This window comes from Lysinibacillus fusiformis (genome assembly GCF_016925635.1).
Taxonomy (GTDB): domain Bacteria; phylum Bacillota; class Bacilli; order Bacillales_A; family Planococcaceae; genus Lysinibacillus; species Lysinibacillus fusiformis_F.
The window spans coordinates 3,634,887-3,651,360 of the sequence record NZ_CP070490.1; the positions used below are offsets into that span (position 1 = coordinate 3,634,887).

Below are 16,474 nucleotides of genomic sequence, written 5' to 3' on the forward strand. Positions count from 1 at the left end.
GGAGTAATGATGAATGGCAAAAGGATTATCGTATGAGGATGGGATTGCTGCGGTTTATGGAGGAGCGATCCTTGGTGGAGGCGGCGGTGGTCTCCTAGAGGAAGGACTCAAGCTAGTGGAGGAAATCTTTGCAGCAGGAGAACCTCAAATCGTGGATATTAACGAATTAAACCAAGAAGATTTAGTTGCCTGTGTGGCAATGGTAGGTGCGCCATCAGCAGTCGATCAATATATTTCGAATGAACAGCTTTGTTGGAGCTATCGCAATATGAACAACCATACCAATCAACGTCTAAAGGGCATCATTACCAATGAAAATGGTGCCATCACGACGATTAATGGCTGGTTGCAGTCCGTCTTATTAAATGTACCTGTTGTAGATGCTCCCTGTAATGGGCGAGCACATCCAACAGGAATCATGGGTTCTTTAAATCTCCATGAACAACAAGGTTATCAATCCGTACAATTTTATGCAGGAGGGAAAGATGACTTCGCCGTCCAGGGCTTTGTGGAAGGGAATTTACACAGCACCGCAAAAACAGCACGCCAAGCGTCTATTTTAGCAGGCGGGCTCGTAGGGGTAACTCGAAATCCTGTGACGATTGACTATTTACAAAAACATGGAGCGCCAAATGCGATTACAATGGCCATAGAGCTTGGCTATCGCTTCTTAAATGGACAAATCTTTGAAGAAAAATTAGCCAATGTGTTGCAGCATTTGAATGGCGTACACATCGTATCAGGTGAAGTCATGAATTATTCGTTAATGAAGGATAATGGCTTTGATGTAGGAAAATTATCAGTGGGTGATTACCATCTAACGTTCTGGAATGAATATATGACGTTATCGAAGGAAGGACAGGTACAATCTAAATTCCCAGACCTCATCATGACGTTCGATACGGATAAAATGATGCCTGTTCCAAGTGCAAGTATTCAAGAGGGGATGCATGTCGCAGTTATTCATGTAGACCAATCGAACTTAAAATTAAGTTCAACAATGCAAAACGAAGCACTTTTACAGGAAATCGATGAAGTGATCAAAGACGTTCTATAAAGAAAGAATACAAAACAGTAAAAGCTGCCATCATCTACTTGAATGTAAGATGGGCAGCTTTTATTTGTCCTTCAGCGGGAGGGTAATACATTTTATCACAATCGTTCCTACTTCCTTTTTCGCTTCATACATTGATGGCTTAAATGAATTTTAATTCTGATTTGCACGACTCCTCGAACGTGGTGTTCACAAGCTGTAAGCAAGGTTCGTGTATGATTTTCATTAAAGGGAGGAGCTACGTTCATACATACTCAAGGTATTGACTAGTAGAAGGTAACAACCGTTAATGAAAAAACAATGCACTTCTGCTACATCTGGCGAAATCCTTTTGGTCATGCAACAAACTAACTTGTTGTTCACATTTTCGGCATGTACATTTGGCTATGCGGGTTAAACAAAGAATTTCTAAGGGAAAGTGTTCACTTTTATTTGTTTAGATGATTGGTTTACAATACGCACGTCATCTTTTAAACAGGTTATTCAATTGTAAGCCCGCTGAAGTTAATGTTAAATCTGTTAAACACACAGCTGTTGTACATTGCTGAAAAATATGAGGTACAGAACAAATAGCTGTTCTGTACGTTTATCATACAATATTCTGAAAAATTAGTCAATTTAAATGGGTTTGATTTTTTATTTTCTCGGATTACCTCTTATGTAATAAAATACAGTATAATTTTGTAGGAAAGGAATGAGTGTAGACTATGAATCATTTAATGAATAAAGTACGTGAAATATATGAGCAATTTGATGCTAGTCATGATTTTCAACATATTGAACGCGTCTATCAAAATGCATTAGCAATCTTGCATTGTGAGCCAACAGCAGATGAAGAAGTTGTGAAAATAGCGGTGCTTTTACATGATGTCAGTGACAAAAAGTATACCGATAGCAAGGACAAGGAAGAACAGCTTATTGCGGAATTACCTGTTAGCGAGGAAAAAAAGCAGCATATTCGAGATTGTATTGCGCAAGTGTCGTTTAATGGTGGAAATGAGCTAGAAGCAACGTCATTGGAAGCAAAAATCGTCCGAGATGCAGATCGTTTAGATGCGATTGGGGCCATTGGCATTGCCAGAACATTTGCCTATGGTGGAGCAAAAGGTCGCAAGCTTTATGATAAGGAAGAAGAAGCACGCAGAACTATGTCAGAGTCAGAATATCGTCAAAAAAATACCGCGTCTGTCACTCATTTTTATGAGAAATTATTACTGCTAAAAGATTTAATGGTGACGGAAAAGGGCAAACAAATGGCACTTGAACGCCATCAATTTATGGAAAGCTTTTTAAAGCAACTCCAGCACGAAATTGGTCAGTAGCATATAGGACAAAAACCGCCTTTTCAATGAGAAGGGCGGTTTTTGTGCTTCATTCGGGTAGGGCCTTCGTAGCACTAAAATTGTGAGGAGTGCTTTCAATATGACAAAAAAACGACTCCTATCGCAAGTGGCATAGCACATCCATTGATGACGACTGCTAACGCCATTAAAAATCACTTTTTACTAACATAATAGATGGGAGGAGCAACAAGTGAGGAAACCTTCATCGTGTTATTTCTTTACCAATCGCTGTTGTTAATGCTTCCCAAATGATTGTCAGGTCTGCTGGAGAAGTGCGCCAATTACTGAAAGCCGCACGAATAGCTGGGATACCTTTGTAGACAGTTGGTGTCATGTATACGTTGCCTTGTTGATTTAAAGTCGTTAAAAATTGTTGGTTCATTTCAGCTGTCAGTGCCTCATGATTGACTGCGAAGCACACGATATTTAGCCGAACAGGTGCTAGCAATGTAAAGTAGGGACTATCATCTATTTTTTGACCAAGCTGTTGTGCGAGTGATACATTTTCTTCTATTAATTGTTGGTAGCCCAATTTACCATAGGCCTGTAAAGAAAACCAAGCAGGTAGCGCACGAAATCGACGTGAATTTTCAGGTGTAAGATCACAAAAATCTGGATTTTCAAGGGAACTGCCAAGATAGGCAGCATTATTTTGAAAAACGGTTGCTTGCAATGATTGATGACGGGTAAATTGCATAGCGGCATCATAAGGGACGTTCAGCCATTTATGGGCGTCAATTGTAATAGAATCTGCATAATTCATGCCCTCGACAAAGTGACGATACTTTGGTGAACACGCTGCAAAGCCACCAAAAGCCGCATCTACATGAAGCCAGAAAGGATATCGCTTTTTTAGCGCGCCAATCGCTTGTAAATCATCAAAGTCAACCGTATTGACAGTTCCAGTATTTGCTACAACTATACAAGGTTCATGTTGATTTTCTTCAAGAAACTGCTGGAATTTTGTGATGTCAATTGCTTCCCGCTGTTCCTGACATAGGATTGTATGAATAGAATTTCTACCCATGCCAAGCATAGAAGTTGCTTTGACAATACTTGAGTGGGGCGTTCCGCTAACAATTTTTATTGGAGGGATACCATATAGACCATCCAAAGCAGTGTTTTTTCCATAGTATTGTGCAATCCATTCCCTTGCTTGAGCCAGTCCTACAAAATTAGCCATCGTAGCCCCACTGACAAATGTTCCTCGATAATCATCGCTCAGTAGCAATAACTCCTTTAGCATGTCAATTGTCGCAAGCTCCATTGAACCAGCAATAGAGCCCTTAGAATGGGATAAATTTTGATCGTAAATACTTACTAACCAATCTCCGACAATCGAAGCAGGGGTAGATCCACCTGTGACAAAACCCAAGTATCTTGAACCTGCACTACTATTTAAGCCCTCAGCAAATTGCTTTGTAAAATATTGAAGTGTTGCCTGAGCACCCTCACCCACTTCTGGAAGTATTGACGTAGGAAGGCTAGAGGAATGGTTCGTTACAGCTCTATGCTCCAAATTAGTAAAAAAATTGGCTGCATGATCAACTACATCCATTAAAAGCGTTTTTATTTTTTCCTGATCTTGCTTCATGCTCGTCATGTGTCATCATTTCCCTTCATTTTAACTTAGCTATTTCTGCCTCTACACTATATAGTGATATGTATAACAGTCAAATGAAGACTATAACAGTTGGAGGTCCAATGGAAATAAAGCTGAATCGTCAGTCCGATCAATCTTTAATCAATCAGATTTCAACTATCATTGCAGAAAAAATAAGGTCAGAATATTTACAGGAAGGGAGCCAATTACCTTCTATTCGGAGCTTTTCAAAAGAAAATCAAGTGAGCCCTGTAACGGTCAGTAAGGCGTATGCCTTATTAGAAAGAAATGGTTATATTGAAGTGATACATGGCAAGGGGGCATTTGTTCGAAAAAAAGGACAAAGAGGCACAAATGAGACCTGCAGTGATTATAACTGGCAATTAACGATCCCTGATTACATTCAACGTTCTCAATCTATGTTAAATAAAAGAATGGACTACGCGATGAAATTCTCAAGTGCTACTATCCACCCAGGGTTATTACCCTCTGTTTATTTGGTGAATGAAATTGTGGCGATATTACAGGCAGATCCTCAGATTGTGGCTCGTTATGGAACTGTTCAGGGTGATGAAGAAGTACGAAAGGCGATCCAAGACTATGTCCAAGAATATAATCACATTGCCACAACACCGCAAGAAATTATTGTGACAAACGGTGTACAACAAGGGATAGATGTAGTGGCTAGAACATTTATTGGCCCTGGAGATATTGTTATTACCGAAGCCCCTACATATACAGCAGCCATCGATGTCTTTAGAAATCGTGGGGCCCACATTATTCCCATACCAGTAGACGAGGAGGGAATGCAGACAACTCTTCTAGCGACACTATGCCTAAGCAAACAACCAAAGCTTATCTATACAAATCCAACATTTCAGAATCCTACAGGCACAGTTCTAAGTGAAGCGAGAAGGGGAGAGTTGCTGGATCTTGCCCAACAATATGGCTTTCTTATTGTAGAGGACGATTCATGGAATGAAATTTATTTTGACGATAACCCCCCACCACCAACGCTCAAAGCTTTAGATACAAGTGGTCATGTTATTTATTTAAAAGGCTTTAGTAAGGCGTTAGCCCCAAGTTGTAGAATCGGCGCTATTCTTTCAAAAGGTACCGTTCATCAACGACTTTTATCTGCCAAATCCAGTGCCGATTCGGGTAACCCCTTATTAACACAAAAGGCACTGATTCCATTCTTACGTTCAGATCGAATGCATGCCCATTTAGAAAAACTGCGTATTGCACTTGAGATAAGAAGGGATCAGACGATTGCATTGTTGAATAAGCATGCACCAAAGGGCGTTACGTGGATCGAACCAAAGGGTGGGCTCAATATTTGGGTATCTTTACCTCGTAATGGTAATACGGATGAGCTGTTATGGAAGGCTCAACAAAACCATATTACCTTTTTACCAAGCTCAGCTTGTTATCCAGGAGAGCCTCAATATCACCATATGAGAATTAGTTATTCTTATCCTGAACCGCATGACTTAACACAAGGAATCATCAAGCTCTGTCAGCTTATGGAATCCTATTTACAGGACATTTCACCGGCTCGCTGATAGTTTGTTGTTCTTTGTTTACCTGCCGTTTGATGTTATGATGAATAGTGGATATCAATAATCGTCTACATAAAAATCGTGTGGGCATGGACAATACCTAACATGAAAGAGATGGAATAGTGGAATGAGTCATTTAATCGTACAAAATTTAACCAAAACGGTGGGCGATAAAACGCTTTTTCAAAATATTGAATTTACCATTTATGAGGGAGAGCGAGCAGGCTTAATCGGTATAAACGGAACGGGAAAATCAACCCTGTTATCCATTTTAGCTGGGGACATGGAAGCGGATACGATGACAGTAGATCGCCCGAATAAATACCGTGTCGCCTATTTACCACAGGAGCCGACATTTAATGCTGGGGAAACGGTTTTACAGGCTGTCTTTGCAGGCGATTCGCCCATTTTACAGCTTAATCGTCAATATGAGGAAACGGTTGCTGCACTAGCAAGTAACCCTACATCCGAAAGTTTACAAAAGACGTTATTTAGCCTGCAACAGCGCATGGATGAAGAGCAGGCATGGGATGTCAATGCCCTTGCGAAAACGGCTTTAACAAAGCTAGGGATTGAAACATTTGAAAGAGAGGTACTAACGCTATCAGGCGGCCAGCAAAAACGGGTTGCATTAGCGAAGGTGTTAATTGAACCAGCGGATCTTTACTTATTGGATGAGCCTACCAACCATTTAGATGTGCAGTCTACAGAATGGCTTCAAGAGATGGTATTACGACTAAAGGGTGCAGTGATTTTCATCACCCACGATCGTTACTTCTTAGATGAATTATCAACACATATTTACGAGTTAGCGAATCAAACCTTGTATCGTCATACAGGGAATTACGGTGATTATTTAGAGGCACGAGCTATTCGTGAGGAAATGCAAGTTGCTTCTGCGCAGAAGGATCGCAACCGTTACCGTTCAGAATTAAAATGGATTCGTCGCGGTGCGAAGGCGCGTTCAACCAAGCAAAAGGCTCGTATTCAACGCTTTGAAAAGCTAGAAGAAAACCTAGAACGCAAATCAGAGGATGTTTCATTGGATATGGGACTTGCAACAACACGCCTTGGTCGTAAAGTGCTGGAGGCTGAGAATATTTCGAAAGCCTTTGGACAGCAAAAAATCCTTGAAAACTTCTCATTTTTACTACAGCAGGGTGACCGAATTGGCATTATCGGTGCGAACGGAGTAGGAAAATCAACTTTATTGAACATGCTAGCAGGAGAGCTGACACCAGATCAAGGTGAAATTCTTGTTGGATCAACAGTGAAGCTGGCACATTTCAAGCAAACATTGCCGAAAATGAATGAAAATGAGCGCATGATTGAATATATACGTGAGGCTTCAAATGATATTACGGATGCAGAGGGTGTTCGTTACTCAGCCGCTCAAATGCTGGAGCGCTTTTTATTCCCGCTGCATGCTCACGGCACACCAATTGGAAAATTATCGGGCGGTGAGCGCAAGCGTCTTCATTTATTACGTTTATTGATGGAGCAACCGAATGTTCTGTTGCTGGACGAGCCTACCAATGACCTGGATATTGAAACATTGGGTGTGCTAGAGGATTTCATCGAGCATTTCCCTGGCGTTGTTATCACGATTTCCCATGATCGTTTCTTCCTCGACCGTATTGCGAAAAAGCTATGGATACTAGATGGTCAGGGACAGGTAGAAGAAACATTGGATCTTTACAGTGAGTACCTGGAGAAACGTGAGCAGGCAGCAACTGTCAAAGTAGAAACGCCAAAAGTGGAAAAGGCCAAGTCCGAAAAGCCAAAATCAGATAAGAAAAAGCTATCGTTTAAAGAGCAAAAAGAGTGGGAAACGATTGCAGACGAGATTGAAAAAACGGAGACGGCCATTATGGAGACCGAAGAAGGAATCGCGAATGCAGGCTCAGATTTTACAAAGTTACAGGAATTAACAGCCAAGTTGGATGAACTAAATGCACACTATGAGCATCTGATTGAAAGATGGTCTTATTTAGATGAAATAGTTAACGGATAAGGAGCGATAGACATGAAGATTATTACAATTGAACCGACGCCAAGTCCCAATTCTATGAAGATTGTTGTTGATACAGAGCTACCGTTCGGGAAAAGCTATAATTTTACAAAAGATAATAAAGACGAAGCAACTGGCGAGGCTGCTGCTATTTTAGCGATTGAAGGAGTAAAGGGCGTTTACCATGTAGCCGATTTCTTTGCTGTTGAGCGTAATGCCAAATATGCATGGGAAGGCATTCTAGCAAGTATTCGTCAAGTGTTAGGGGAAGATGTCCAAACACAAGAAGAAACCGTTGTAGCCAATGAATTTTATGGAGAGGTTTACGTGCATGTACAGTTTTACAAGCAGGTGCCTTTACAAGTAAAAGTTTTTGATAATCAACGCGAGTATCGTATTAGCTGTGGTGACCGTTTTGTCGATGCGTTTAATCAAATCATTGAATCAGCAGTAGATGAAAACTATATTTTCCAACGTAAGTGGATTGATTATGGTGTTCGCTACGGTGAGCTGGAAGAAATTGCAGAAACCGTCCAACAGGAGATTGATGTCACTTATTCTGCTGACCGTTTAGCAGAAATTGTCGCAGCTATCAATAATGATGGCGAAAAAGCAGTGTTGAAAACGGATAAACTAAAAGTGACGGTGGAGCAGTTCAAGCAACCAGAATGGGAGAAACGCTTCCAATTACTTGACCAAATGGCTGACCCTGAGCTAGAAGATCTACCGCTATTGGATTTGGCCTTACAGGATGAACAAATGTCCATTCGTCGATTAGCAACAGTATACTTAGGCATGATTGAGGATGTGGCTGTTGTACCTTATTTAGAAAGAGCCCTACAGGATAAAAGCGCAGCGGTACGCCGAACAGCAGGTGACTGCATGAGTGACCTTGGCTTAGTAGAATTTGAAGAAGCCATGCTACAAGCCTTACAGGATAAAAACAAATTGGTTCGCTGGCGCGCAGCGATGTATTTATATGAAGTCGGCACGGAGCAATCCTTACCAGCATTGAAGGCTGCTGAGGATGACAAAGAATTCGAAGTGAAGCTACAAGTGAAAATGGCCATTGCCCGTATCGAACAGGGCGAAGAAGCAAAAGGCTCGGTCTGGAAGCAAATGACCGAATCCCGTCAACAATAATCAGGAAAAACCAGCAGACGCTGGTTTTTTTCTGTTTTGTAATGGTTGGGGGTTGCTCTAATCAGTGGGTGAAGTTGATCCTGAATAGTGAGGGTCCGCTCCAAGAAGTTGGAAAGTCGCTCGTAAGAAATGAGGAGTCGCTCTAAAAAGAGAGAACCTGATCTAAAAAGGGGTAAGACCGCTCCTAAGAAGTGAAAGTCGCTCTTAAGAAGTGAGAACCCGCTCTAAAAAGAGAGAGAGAGAGCCACTCGTAGAAATGAGGACCTGCTCTCAAAAATGATGAAGCCGCTCCTAAGAAGTGAAAGCCCGCTCTAAAAAGAGAGAAAGCCGCTCTTAAGAAGTGAGAACCCGCTCTAAAAAGAGAGAAAGCCGCTCCTAAGAAGCGAAAGCCCGCTCTAAAAAGAGAGAAAGCCGCTCTTAAGAAGCGAATCCCCGCTCTAAAAGGTGAGAAAGTCGCTCCTAAGAAGCGAAAGCCCGCTCCAAAAAGAGAGAGAGCCGCTCCTAAGAAGCGAATCCCCGCTCTAAAAGGTGAGAAAGCTGCTCCTAAGAAGTGAATCCCCGCTCCAAAAAGAGAGAAAGCCGCTCCTAAGAAGCGAATTCCCGCTCTAAAAAGAGAGAAAGCCGCTCCTAAGAAGCGAAAGCCTGCTCCAAAAAGAGAGAAAGCCGCTCCTAAGAAGCGAATCCCTGCTCAAAAAGTTAAGAAAGCCGCTCCTAAGAAGTGGGAACCCGCTCTAAAAAGGGGTAAGACCGCTCCTAAGAAGCGAAAGCCCGCTCCAAAAAGTTAAGAAAGCCGCTCCTAAGAAGCGAATATCCGCTCTAAAAGGTGAGAAAGCCGCTCCTAAGAAGTGAAAACCCGCTCTAAAAAGGGGTAAGACCGCTCCTAAGAAGCGAATCCCTGCTCTAAAAGGTGAGAAAGCCGCTCCTAAGAAGCGAAACCCCGCTCCAAAAAAAGTATTGCCCTCTTCCAAACTAAAAATCTATCAACCATCCAAAACCACTCCTATCGAAACCAATCATCTCCTGCATTCAGTGAATTCAGTGAATGGATCGAAAAAACGCGTAAAACAGAAAAAAATGTTGTTTTCTAGTGATTTATTGCTAAACAAAAAGTTAAGGGCCTACTTTGAATCATTAACATATTGTCTAGTTTCATAGAGAAAGGACAATGTTAAAATAACATAAATTCAGAATATTCTTTAAAAATAGGAGGTCCTTTGCATGACAGTAACTAGTTTAAAGACAACGAAATCGTATGTGCGTGATCGTGAGGCGGTCATTGCCTTAACACAGAAGCTCGTACGCATTGAAAGCGTTTACCGTGAGAACGATCCGAAGGGCAATGAGCAAGAGGTGGCAACTTTTGTAGCGGCGTATTTACGAGATATTGGGATCGAGACGCATATCGAGGAGGTTGTGCCAGGGCGACCAAATGTCATTGGTATTATTGATTCGGGCAAGCCTGGGAAAACATTACTTTTCGAAGGACATACGGATGTGGTGACAGAGGGCAATCGAGAGGCTTGGGCCTATGATCCATTTGGAGCAGAAATTGTCGATGGGCGTATGTATGGCAGGGGAACGAATGATACAAAGGGGAATCTTGCTTGTATGATTACGGCTTGTCAGTCTTTGCTACTAGATCAAGAGGCGTTTACGGGCAAGATTATTTTATGTATTCCTTGTGATGAAGAAGGGCTTATGCTTGGCATTAAACATTTTATTAAAAATGGCTGGGCTGATGGCGTGGATGGGGCGATTATCTGTGAGCCACAGGAAAATAATGTGTGTATTGCCCAGCGTGGGGCTATTCGTTTACAAGTAGATATTTTTGGTAAAATGGCGCATGGTGCCATTTCGTGGAGCGGTATCAATCCTAACTGGCGTATGGCACGTTTCATCGTAGAGCTTGAAAAATTAGAAAAAGAGGAGCAAGCACGGTTAGGGCGTGATCCAATGCTGAATTGGCCTTCTATTACACCAACGATTTTACGTGCGCCGGTAAAAGGCGATGCACAAATCAATGTCATTCCTGATCATTGTATGACGACGCTCGATATTCGTACGGTGCCTGCGCAGGATCATGATGAACTGCTGGGCAAAATCGAAGCGATTATTAAACGATTACAAGCAAATGATCCTGATTTCAAAGTTGAATTAACGGTCCTTGATAACCGACCTGCAACAGCAACAGCGAAGGAAGACCCGGTTGTACAGGCTATTTATGAAGCTGTGGCAGAGGTAACAGAAAAGGAACCAAAATATAACGGTGTTCCAGGTGCGACAGATGGTACGTTTCTTCATGTGCATGGTATTCCGATTGTAACGGTTGGTGCAGGAGATCGAGAAATCCCTCATCAAATCAATGAGTATGTAGATATTGAAGAGTTGGCAGAAACAACGGCAATTTACCGTTTGGCAGCATTAAAATTTTTGGCGGGTGATGCACAATGACGGCGATCAAAATAGCGGTAATACCAGGAGATGGTATAGGAAAAGAAGTGATGCAGGAAGCGTTAAAAGTTTTAAATTGTTTGCAAGAACAACATAGCTCCTTACACATCAAAACTACCATTTTTCCTTGGAGCTCCGATTACTACGTGCAGCATGGCTATATGATGCCTGAGGATGCACTGGCAACACTTCAAACATTTGATGCGATTTTATTCGGCGCTATTGGTGATGCACGTGTGCCAGATGATGTGACCGTTTGGGAATTGATTATGCCCATTCGGAAACATTTCCAGCAATATGTGAATTTCCGTCCTATTAAATCACTGCCAGGGATCGCGTCTCCGTTGGCTAACGGCAAAGAGATTGACTTTGTGATCTTCCGTGAAAATGCAGAGGGCGAATATTCGGACAGTGGTGGTCGACTGTACCAGCAGCAGCCACAGGAAATGACGATTCAAAATACCATCATGACGCGAATGGGGATTGAAAAGATTGTCCAAGCCGCCTGTGATTATGCGAAGCAACACGGTAAAACCAAAATAACAAGTGCGACAAAATCGAATGCCATTATTCATTCGATGAAATTCTGGGACGAGCATACAAGAAAAACGGTGGCCCAAAGCTCACCAGCACTGCAGCTTGAATCCATTTATATCGATGCATTAGTTGCCTATTTTGTAGAACGACCACAGGATTTCGAGGTGGTGGTGGCGTCCAATTTGTTTGGCGATATTTTATCTGATTTAGGCTCTGCCATTGTCGGAGGACTTGGTCTGTCTCCATCGGCCAATCTGAATCCAGAAAAGGATTTTCCATCGATGTTTGAGCCTGTTCATGGCTCAGCACCAGATATTGCAGGCAAGGGCATTGCCAATCCAATCGCACAAATTTGGTCGCTTGCCTTGCTTCTTGGACATCAGGGTAGACCAGATTTAGAACAGCTCATTGTCAAAGCTATTACAGCAGTGCTGCAAGAAGGCGTTGTGAAAACAGCAGATATTGGTGGACAAGCGACAACAGCACAAATGGGCGATGCGATTTGTCAGGAAATCATTAATAGAACGTTAACAGCAGGAGGTGTTTAGCATGACAGTTGAGCAAAAGGTGATTGTGGTTACAGGTGCAGGAGGCGGTATGGGCAAGGCCATTATTCAAGAGCAATTAAAGCAGGGCAACCGAGTCGTAGGGCTTGATTTATCGATTGATGCCTTATCCGATATTGCACAGGATGCCCTCCAATGCTTTGAAGTCAATGTGTTGCAGGAGGAGCGTGTGCAAGCCATCTGCCAGCAGGTTTTTGACAAGTATGGCAGAATTGATGGCCTTGTGAATGCACTGGGCATTGCCCAGTCAGCTACACCGATTGAAGAGGTCTCGATGGATGAATGGAATCGTTTGATGGATGTGAATGTGAAAAGTTTATTTATCACGACAAAGGCAGTGGTCCCTTTTATGAAAAAACAGCAAAGGGGTTCTATTATTACAATTGCCTCGATTTCAGCGGTGCGACCTAGACCGGGCTTACAAGCCTATATTGCGTCGAAGGGTGCAGCAGAGAGCTTTACAAGAGGGCTTGCGATTGAGCTTGCTTCCAGTCAAATTCGTGTTAATACGATTCATCCAGGCCCAGCCGACACACAGATGCTTGGTCAATTTGCCGCACAGGGTGCTGATGTAGGGCAAACGAAGCAAAGTGTGTTTGTGCAGTCTGTCCCACTTGGGCGATTGGTGAAGCCATCAGATATAGCAGGGGCAGTTAGTTATTTACTGTCGGACGCAGCAAGCATGGTTACAGGGACGACATTACATGTAGATGGTGGTCGTGGATTATAGGAGGGGTACGATGAAAAAAATTCCTATGTTGATAGATGGCGAGTGGGTTCACGGTGATGCAGAGGCATACCTAGATGTTAAGAATCCCTCAACAGGTGAAGTGATTGCACAAATTAGTAACGCGAGTAAAGAACATGTAGAAGAGGCAGTACGTGCAGCTCGTATAGCATTTGAACGAGAGGACTGGCGTCAATGGAAAGCCTATGAACGTGGGCAGTTATTGATCGAATTTGCTCATTATATTCGTAAGCATGCTGAGGAATGGAGTTTACTCGAATGTCGGGATGTAGGAAAGCCCTTATCACAGGCAAGAGCAGATATTGAAGCAGCGGCTCGCTATTTTGAATTTTACGGCGGTGCAGCGGATAAGGTGATGGGGGATACCATTCCGATTGAGGATGGGCTATTAAATGCAGTAGTGCTAGAGCCAGTCGGCATTACGGTACATATTGTGCCATGGAATTATCCGATTCAAATTACGGCAAGAAGTGTCGCAGCGGCTATAGCGACTGGTAATGCAGTCATTGTGAAAAGTGCGGAAGATACACCGCTGACAACCCATGCCATTGCACAATGGTTCGCGGATAAGCTACCAAAAGGGATTTTCCAGCATATTACGGGCTTGGGACGAGATGTTGGCCCTTATTTAACATCACAACCCGATATTAATCATATTACGTTTACAGGTTCTGTTCCAACAGGGATTGCGGTGATGAAGGCGGCAGCGGAAAATGTTGTGCCTGTGACATTAGAGCTTGGAGGGAAATCACCTAATATTGTTTTTGCGGATGCTAACATCGAGCAGGCATTAGAGGGGGTTGTACGTGCGATTATCCAAAATGCTGGTCAAACTTGTTCAGCAGGGGCACGTTTACTCATTGAGGAACGTATCAAAGAGTCCTTCATTGCACAATTAGCGCAAAAATTCCAAGCGATACAAGTAGGGCCAGGTGAAGCGGATATGGATATGGGGCCGCTACTAAATGAACAACAATATACGAAAATCACTGCATTATTACAGCAAGCAAAGGTAGATGGCTATGTAGTTACGGGTGGAGAACCATTGACATTGGCAGGCTATGAAAATGGCTTTTATGTACAGCCAACTATACTAGATGGCGTTGATCCAAAAGATCCATTAGCGCAGGAAGAAATCTTTGGCCCTGTGTTAACCGTCTTGACATTTTCCACTGTAGAAGAAGCTATCGCATTAGCCAATAGCACAGACTATGGCTTAGTGGCGGGCATTTGGTCGCAAAATATTGATACGGCTCATTATGTGGCAAGTCGTGTGCAGGCTGGCCAAGTATTTGTCAATAATTATGGGGCTGCTGGAGGCATTCAAATGCCGTTTGGAGGCTATAAAAAAAGCGGAATTGGTCGAGAGAAGGGCTTTGTTGCACTGCGAAACTATACGCAAATGAAAAACATCGCTATACGCTATGCACCACCTAATCAACACTGAGATGGAGGGACGCATATGGAACAGCCAAAAGAAAAAGAAGTGCTTTTAGAGGTCAATCAATTATCAATCAAATTCCATCTGAAAAATGGAAAAGAGGCTAAAGTTGTTGAAGATGTAAATTTTGCCATTCACAAAGGAGAAACCGTTGCACTAGTAGGTGAATCGGGTAGTGGCAAAAGCATTACATCCTTAGCCATCATGCGGTTGCTGCCCATACCACCAGGAGAAATTACAGCAGGTTCTATAACCTTCAACGGCAAAAATCTACTTAGCTATAAAAATAAAGAGATGAGCCGTATTCGTGGTAATGAAATGAGTATGATTTTTCAAGAGCCCATGACCTCTTTAGATCCCGTTTTTACGATTGGCAATCAAATGATAGAAGGCATACGCAGACATCAAAAGGTATCAAAAAAAGAGGCGTGGCATAAAGCGCTTCAGCTCTTAAAGGAAGTCGGGATTGCGAATGCAGAAAAGGTCATCGCTGAATATCCTCACCAATTATCAGGCGGGATGCGGCAACGTGTCATGATTGCCATCGCGATGTCCAATAATCCGCAGCTATTGATTGCGGATGAGCCAACTACTGCGCTGGATGTCACGGTACAGGCACAGATATTAAAGCTAATGCTGAAAATGAAGGAAGAGCATCGGTCAGCCATTTTATTCATCACCCATGATATGAGTGTTGTCGCAGAAACAGCTGACCGTGTCATGGTGATGTATGCAGGGCAGATAGTCGAGGAAGCGCCAGTAAGAGAGCTATTTTTAAATCCACAGCATCCTTATACAACGGCTCTTTTAAAGACGATGCCAAGCCTTGAAACAGATGTCAAAAGGCTGCCGTCGATTCCTGGGACTGTGCCACCAGCATATGCATTACCTGACGGCTGTCGCTTTGCCCCTCGCTGTCCACATGCGATGCAGCATTGTCATCAGGAGCAACCCGCAGTTCATTACATTCAAGAGGCACATAAGGTGCGCTGTCATTTATTCACAGAGAAAGGAGAGCTGGCTCATGACGAAGAAAGAAGTTTTGCTGGAAATTAATCATTTAAAAGCCTACTTTCCTGTGAAGCGCAAGTCGATGAAGGAAGAGAAAAAAGTCATCAAGGCAGTTGACGATATTTCAATAGAGATTTATAGAGGAGAAACACTTGGTATTGTTGGCGAATCAGGTTCAGGAAAATCCACCTTTGGACGAACAATTTTAAAGCTCGTTGAACCAACGGCAGGGGAAGTGTTGTATAAAGGGCAGCCCATCCAGCATTTAAAGGGGAATAAGCTGCAAAGTTACCGCAATCAAATGCAAATGATTTTTCAGGATCCCTTCGCCTCACTCAATCCTCGGATGCGAATCGGTTCTATTATCGAAGAACCGATGAAGCTGCAATTAACCTTGACGAAGGAGCAACGAAAAGAGCGTGTGAGGGAGCTGTTACAAAAGGTAGGGCTACCTGAGGATGCCATGCAAAAGTTTCCGCATGAGTTTTCTGGTGGACAACGACAGCGAATTGGGATTGCACGGGCATTAGCGATTCATCCAGAATTCATTATTGCCGATGAGCCCGTATCTGCACTGGATGTGTCGGTGCAATCGCAAGTGCTCAATCTCATGATGGATTTACAGGATGAATTTCAATTAACCTATTTATTTATCTCACATGACTTAAGCGTTGTGAAGCATATTAGTGACCGTGTGGCAGTGCTGTATTTAGGTAGAGTGGTAGAAGTTGGAACAAAGAAGGAGCTATATGCCAATCCATTGCATCCCTATACACAAGCATTACTATCTGCGATACCAGTGGTTAATTTTGATGAGCCAAAACAAGAAATACTTTTACAGGGCGAGTTACCAAGCCCGATGAATCCACCTGTCGGCTGTGTCTTTCATACACGTTGCCCATTTGTGATGGAAAGATGTCATCAGGAAAGACCGGTGCTTCAGAATGAAAATGATCATCAACGCGTAGCTTGCTTTTTGTATGATTAATAATCAGAATATTAAA

12 protein-coding genes are annotated in these 16,474 nt (G+C 42.8%); 11 read left to right on the top strand and 1 reads right to left on the bottom strand.

The features are described 5' to 3' along the window. Positions 1-13 precede the first annotated feature (13 nt). Together JTI58_RS17615 and JTI58_RS17620 are read left to right on the top strand one after the other, a co-directional pair. Positions 14-1,057, top strand: a complete 1,044-nt coding sequence (locus JTI58_RS17615) for an S-methyl thiohydantoin desulfurase domain-containing protein (protein WP_205442605.1) — start codon at positions 14-16, stop codon at positions 1,055-1,057. Between the two features lie 704 nt (positions 1,058-1,761). After that, complete coding sequence (locus JTI58_RS17620; protein ID WP_205442606.1) at positions 1,762-2,376, top strand: HD domain-containing protein; 615 nt, start codon at positions 1,762-1,764, stop codon at positions 2,374-2,376. A gap of 223 nt (positions 2,377-2,599) precedes the next feature. Here JTI58_RS17620 and JTI58_RS17625 read toward each other — a convergent pair whose 3' ends face one another. Next, positions 2,600-4,000 (bottom strand): pyridoxal phosphate-dependent decarboxylase family protein, encoded by a 1,401-nt coding sequence (locus JTI58_RS17625; RefSeq protein WP_205442608.1) that lies wholly within the window; start codon positions 3,998-4,000, stop codon positions 2,600-2,602. 101 nt (positions 4,001-4,101) lie between these two features. Between JTI58_RS17625 and JTI58_RS17630 the strand changes: the two genes are divergently transcribed. The 9 genes from JTI58_RS17630 (at position 4,102) to JTI58_RS17670 (ending at position 16,458) form a co-directional block, all read left to right on the top strand. Beyond that, positions 4,102-5,565: a MocR-like pyridoxine biosynthesis transcription factor PdxR gene (locus tag JTI58_RS17630; protein ID WP_205442609.1), complete on the top strand. Its 1,464-nt coding sequence runs from the start codon at positions 4,102-4,104 to the stop codon at positions 5,563-5,565. A gap of 124 nt (positions 5,566-5,689) precedes the next feature. Continuing rightward, positions 5,690-7,576: an ABC-F family ATP-binding cassette domain-containing protein gene (locus JTI58_RS17635; protein ID WP_205442610.1), complete on the top strand. Its 1,887-nt coding sequence runs from the start codon at positions 5,690-5,692 to the stop codon at positions 7,574-7,576. Positions 7,577-7,588: 12 nt separating this feature from the next. After that, the gene (locus JTI58_RS17640) at positions 7,589-8,716 is read left to right on the top strand and encodes a conserved virulence factor C family protein (RefSeq protein WP_205442612.1); all 1,128 of its coding nucleotides are present in this window, start codon (positions 7,589-7,591) and stop codon (positions 8,714-8,716) included. A 1,218-nt stretch (positions 8,717-9,934) separates the two neighbouring features. Beyond that, on the top strand, positions 9,935-11,167 hold the full coding sequence (locus JTI58_RS17645) for a M20 family metallopeptidase (protein WP_205442613.1): 1,233 nt from the start codon (positions 9,935-9,937) through the stop codon (positions 11,165-11,167). After that, positions 11,164-12,252 (top strand): tartrate dehydrogenase, encoded by a 1,089-nt coding sequence (locus tag JTI58_RS17650; RefSeq protein WP_205442614.1) that lies wholly within the window; start codon positions 11,164-11,166, stop codon positions 12,250-12,252. The genes JTI58_RS17645 and JTI58_RS17650 overlap by 4 nt, the downstream gene beginning before the upstream one ends. A gap of 1 nt (position 12,253) precedes the next feature. Then, the gene (locus JTI58_RS17655; protein WP_205442615.1) at positions 12,254-13,000 is read left to right on the top strand and encodes an SDR family NAD(P)-dependent oxidoreductase; all 747 of its coding nucleotides are present in this window, start codon (positions 12,254-12,256) and stop codon (positions 12,998-13,000) included. Between the two features lie 10 nt (positions 13,001-13,010). Further along, positions 13,011-14,465, top strand: coding sequence for an aldehyde dehydrogenase family protein (locus JTI58_RS17660; RefSeq protein WP_205442617.1), 1,455 nt, complete (start codon positions 13,011-13,013; stop codon positions 14,463-14,465). Positions 14,466-14,480: 15 nt separating this feature from the next. Next, entirely contained in the window at positions 14,481-15,515 is a 1,035-nt protein-coding gene (locus JTI58_RS17665) for an ABC transporter ATP-binding protein (protein ID WP_205442618.1), read from the top strand. After that, positions 15,484-16,458 carry an ABC transporter ATP-binding protein gene (locus tag JTI58_RS17670; protein ID WP_205442619.1) on the top strand — a complete coding sequence of 325 codons (975 nt, stop codon included), beginning with the start codon at positions 15,484-15,486 and terminating at the stop codon, positions 16,456-16,458. The genes JTI58_RS17665 and JTI58_RS17670 overlap by 32 nt, the downstream gene beginning before the upstream one ends. The last annotated feature ends 16 nt before the right edge of the window (positions 16,459-16,474 follow it).

What these genes read in the sequence shown, in the direction of transcription:
- JTI58_RS17635 (WP_205442610.1), top strand. Translation starts at nt 5,690, where the DNA reads ATGAGTCATTTAATCGTACAAAATTTAACCAAAACGGTGGGCGATAAA.
- JTI58_RS17655 (WP_205442615.1), top strand. Translation starts at nt 12,254, where the DNA reads ATGACAGTTGAGCAAAAGGTGATTGTGGTTACAGGTGCAGGAGGCGGT.
- JTI58_RS17660 (WP_205442617.1), top strand. Translation starts at nt 13,011, where the DNA reads ATGAAAAAAATTCCTATGTTGATAGATGGCGAGTGGGTTCACGGTGAT.
- JTI58_RS17670 (WP_205442619.1), top strand. Translation starts at nt 15,484, where the DNA reads ATGACGAAGAAAGAAGTTTTGCTGGAAATTAATCATTTAAAAGCCTAC.
- JTI58_RS17625 (WP_205442608.1), bottom strand. Translation starts at nt 4,000, where the DNA reads ATGACGAGCATGAAGCAAGATCAGGAAAAAATAAAAACGCTTTTAATG.
- JTI58_RS17640 (WP_205442612.1), top strand. Translation starts at nt 7,589, where the DNA reads ATGAAGATTATTACAATTGAACCGACGCCAAGTCCCAATTCTATGAAG.
- JTI58_RS17650 (WP_205442614.1), top strand. Translation starts at nt 11,164, where the DNA reads ATGACGGCGATCAAAATAGCGGTAATACCAGGAGATGGTATAGGAAAA.
- JTI58_RS17615 (WP_205442605.1), top strand. Translation starts at nt 14, where the DNA reads ATGGCAAAAGGATTATCGTATGAGGATGGGATTGCTGCGGTTTATGGA.
- JTI58_RS17620 (WP_205442606.1), top strand. Translation starts at nt 1,762, where the DNA reads ATGAATCATTTAATGAATAAAGTACGTGAAATATATGAGCAATTTGAT.
- JTI58_RS17665 (WP_205442618.1), top strand. Translation starts at nt 14,481, where the DNA reads ATGGAACAGCCAAAAGAAAAAGAAGTGCTTTTAGAGGTCAATCAATTA.
- JTI58_RS17630 (WP_205442609.1), top strand. Translation starts at nt 4,102, where the DNA reads ATGGAAATAAAGCTGAATCGTCAGTCCGATCAATCTTTAATCAATCAG.
- JTI58_RS17645 (WP_205442613.1), top strand. Translation starts at nt 9,935, where the DNA reads ATGACAGTAACTAGTTTAAAGACAACGAAATCGTATGTGCGTGATCGT.